We start from the raw sequence: 3,618 nt of genomic DNA on the forward strand, positions 1-3,618 counted from the left end.
CTCCGGACGGAAGCCCCGATCCAGGTCTCGCCGGTGGCCACTGGGTAACCGGCTTCGCTGAATGTTGGCACTTCGGGCAGCAGCTCAGAGCGGGTCGCACTGGTGATGGCGAGCATTTTGACCTTGCCGGCCTTGTGCGGTTGCGCGAGGTTTGGGATGGCATCGAATGCCATCGGAATTTGGCCCCCCATCAGGTCTTGGGTCATGGGCGCCCCACCCCGGTAAGGAGCGAAGGTCAGGTTGACGTCGGCAGCCTTGCTGAAGGCGTAGGCCATCAGGTGCCCCTCGCTCCCGATCGCCGCCATACCGCACATCGCTTTCTCGGGGTTCGCCTTTATCCAAGCTACCAGTTCCGCCACATTCTGGACCGGTATGCTCGGATGGACTGCCAGAGCCCAAGGAAATTTGGCAACGATTCCCACCGGTGCAAAGTCGCGCGCGGTATTGAAAGCCAGGCTTCGATAGAGCGCTTGCGAAATGCAATAGACGTTGACTGGGGCAAGCATCAGCGTGTTGCCATCGGGACGGGATTGCGCCAATGTGCCCGCCGCGATGTTTCCCGCCGCGCCCGCGCGATTCTCGACGATCATTGTTCCTAAGCTGCTAGTCGCATTTGAATAGACTCTGGCCGTGGCATCGATCGCGCCGCCCGCAGGGAATCCGACGAGCACTTTGACGACTTCCTGGGCCCACAAGGCGTCTGACCCCATCTGCGCAGCGAGGACCGTGCATCCCGCCAACAATTGGCGGCGAGTAATTGATATTTGTGGGTGCATGTTCAGTCTCCTTGGTTTTTTCTTGGAATACAGTGTCATTGGCGGGTTTATTGCGTCTGGACGGCCTTCAGCGGCATGCGGTCGAGCCAGGACTGGACTGTTGCAGGATCGTTGAACAGCGTGGACAGTTCTTCGCGCGCCTCCGCCTCGCTCTGGAGCACCGACTCCACGATCCCGCCCGGATTTGGCAGGCGGTTGGTGGCGAGCTCGAGGCGAATGCCATTCGGGTCATAAAAGTACGCGGACCAGAAGCGGCCGCCAAGCGCGATGGGGCCAATCAGGTCGACGCCCTGCTGCTTTACGTTCGCCAGCAGCGCTTCGAACTTCTCCGGAGGAACGTAGAAAGCGATGTGCTGCATGCCGCCGGGCAAGTCCCGGTTCTGCCGCTGCAAGCCCTTTGGATACTCGAAAAAGGCAAGGAGCTGATCATGACCCATGTCGAAGAAGTAGTGGCGCAGGTTGTCATGGGGCGGCTGACCACGGTCCCGCTCGAAGGGCACGCGGCGCACGTGCACGAGCTGCATTTGCAGCACGCGGGTATAGAAGTCCATTGTTGCAGGGAGGTCGTCGGTGACGAAGGCGAGGTGATCGATGCCGCGCATCGGTGTGGCAGAGCGTTGGCTAATGAGGGTCATGCTTGTTCCAGTGAGTTGATAAAAGGGCGAATGGTGGCTATTGCCGCCTCGGGGTTGTCGCCGGCAACGTGGTGTCCGGCTTCGATCTCTTGCGCCTGGATACGTGGATTTTTTTGCAGTACTTTGGGCAATGTTTCGGCCGCGAAGAGGTCCGATCGCGTCCCGCGCAGCACGAGAGTAGGGACAACGACATCGCTCAGTAGCTGCCAAAGGTCCACTCCGCGCTTGGGCGCCTCACCGGTTTCGAGCTGACGCCTGAACTGGTCGCGGAAAAAAGGATCGCGCTTAATGGCGAACCCACCAGCGACCGGCCTGGTGTAGGCCTCGAAGCGAGCCCGCTTGTCGGCGCCATCCGGTGAGTCCGGGTCGGTTCCAAAATAGCGCATCGCATCGGCCACGGTAGCAAAGGTGTCGGGTGTGGCCGCGACAGTGTTGGCAACGCGCTTCGATCCGGCGGGCGCGTTCTCGGGCGACCAGTCGACCAGTACCAAGCCGGCGACTCTTGCGGGATTGGCCGCTGCGAAGCAGGTGGCGCTGCGCCCGCCCATCGAATGCGCGACCAGGATCACCTTGTCCCACCGCAAATGATCGAGCAGGTGAGCGATATCGTCTGCCATGGTGGTCACAGAGTAATCGCCCGCTGGGCTGTACGTCGAGTCCCCGAAACCACGCATGTCCATGGCGCAGCCCAGGCGGTCGGTGCACAGTCGCGTACCGAAGTTAACCCAGTCGTAAGAAAAATACGACAGACCGTGAATGAACAGCACCGGGGTCCTAGTCGCCAGGGCGTCGGGGTCTCGCCGACCGAAAAGGCGATAAGCCAAGGTGACGTCGCCGGAGGGACATGTGTAAATGGTGTGGGACTCAATCATGTGACATTTATTTCCTGTTGCCGCGGGTTGATGCATTCAGTTCATGAAAATCGCGAGATGCTTCTTTTGTCGATGCTTTTTGATTGAGCTCAATGGTAGTTTTGGGCTTTCCTGTTGTCGACATCATGAAAGTCATAGGTAAAATGCATCGGGTGCATATGGAGAACCTGGAATTGACTCAGTTGCGTCTTGTCGAAGCGATAGCTGAGACTGGCAACCTGTCGTCCGCCGCGGAAGTAGTCGGCTTGTCGCAATCGGCAGCCAGCCATTCCCTGGCGCGATTGCGTAAAGAGACTGGCGACCCTCTATTTGTACGCACCTCACAGCGCATGCAGCCGACGCCGTACGGCGAACAGTTATGTGCAGCTGTGCACAATGCGTTGCTGCTGCTACGTGAAGGACTTCGGGGCGGCCGCAGTTTTGTTCCCGCCGATGCCAGCCGCATCTTCTCTCTGTACATGAGCGAGGCTGGACAGTTGACGATGCTCCCACAATTGCTGGCTTACTTGCGCGAGCAGGCACCCGGGGTACGCATTCATGTCAGCCGCCTTCCTGAGAAGAACCAAGGGAGTGCCTTGGAGGTGGGTCAGGTCGATATGGCGGTGGGTCACATCACAACAATGACTACCGGCTTTCACCAGCGCTTGCTGTTCCACGAGCGTTATGTATGTGTCGCATCGCTGGACAATGAGCTATTTGCCCAAGGAATGAGCTTCGAGGCGTACAAGCAGTCACCGCACGCCATCGCCGACTCCAGCGGCATGGCGCACTGGATGGTCGACCAGCAACTGGCGCGTCACAATGTGGTTCGCCAGATTGGTCTGGTCGTTCCCGAGTTCCTGGCGCTGCCCTTCGTCGTCCCGGGATCAGATCTGGTCGTCACCATGCCGAGCCGGGTGGCTGACCGGTTTGCGAAAATGATTCCATTGCGCGTGATGCCGTTGCCAGTGGAACTCGATCCTTATGAAATCTTGTTGTTTTGGCACGCGCGAGTACATATGGACCCTGCCAACCAGTGGCTAAGGCAAACCTTGGTGGCACTCTTCAAATCTTTCGAAGCGGATTTGCCGGCTCCATAAGAACGATCTCCGCGTTCTTGTGCTGTATCCGGTCTGAATTTAGGCGCTGAATCAGAGCGGGACGGTGACGTCTTCGGGCCGGCGAGCATCGGCCGAATCTTCGGTGGCAAACCAGTCCTGAAATTCAATCCAGTTGCTCGGGTAACTTTTGTTTCCACTTTGCCAAATTTCGTTCACCACGGGATGATAGGCTTTGTGGAGCTAGGGCGTGTTAACACAAACCACGAAGACCGTCAGCAACCAGGACGAAGCTGAG

General features: G+C 58.5%; 4 protein-coding genes. 1 reads left to right on the top strand and 3 read right to left on the bottom strand.

From position 1 onward, the window contains the following. The 3 genes from PKC81_RS14510 to PKC81_RS14520 form a co-directional block, all read right to left on the bottom strand. On the bottom strand, positions 1 to 815 hold an 815-nt coding region (locus tag PKC81_RS14510), incomplete at its 3' end, for a tripartite tricarboxylate transporter substrate-binding protein (RefSeq protein WP_324337305.1). Positions 816 to 823: 8 nt separating this feature from the next. Then, on the bottom strand, positions 824 to 1,411 hold the full coding sequence (locus PKC81_RS14515) for a VOC family protein (protein ID WP_244387152.1): 588 nt from the start codon (positions 1,409 to 1,411) through the stop codon (positions 824 to 826). Next, positions 1,408 to 2,283: an alpha/beta hydrolase gene (locus PKC81_RS14520; protein ID WP_244387151.1), complete on the bottom strand. Its 876-nt coding sequence runs from the start codon at positions 2,281 to 2,283 to the stop codon at positions 1,408 to 1,410. The genes PKC81_RS14515 and PKC81_RS14520 overlap by 4 nt, the downstream gene beginning before the upstream one ends. A 92-nt stretch (positions 2,284 to 2,375) precedes the next feature. Between PKC81_RS14520 and PKC81_RS14525 the strand changes: the two genes are divergently transcribed. Next, positions 2,376 to 3,362: a LysR family transcriptional regulator gene (locus PKC81_RS14525; protein WP_244387150.1), complete on the top strand. Its 987-nt coding sequence runs from the start codon at positions 2,376 to 2,378 to the stop codon at positions 3,360 to 3,362. Positions 3,363 to 3,618 lie beyond the last annotated feature (256 nt).

This window comes from Sphingorhabdus sp. (assembly GCF_035329025.1).
Lineage (GTDB): Bacteria > Pseudomonadota > Alphaproteobacteria > Sphingomonadales > Sphingomonadaceae > Sphingorhabdus_B.

Bases quoted from the DNA above. Each gene is read 5' to 3' on its own strand.
- PKC81_RS14515 (WP_244387152.1), bottom strand. From the start codon at position 1,411: ATGACCCTCATTAGCCAACGCTCTGCCACACCGATGCGCGGCATCGAT.
- PKC81_RS14520 (WP_244387151.1), bottom strand. From the start codon at position 2,283: ATGATTGAGTCCCACACCATTTACACATGTCCCTCCGGCGACGTCACC.
- PKC81_RS14525 (WP_244387150.1), top strand. From the start codon at position 2,376: ATGGTAGTTTTGGGCTTTCCTGTTGTCGACATCATGAAAGTCATAGGT.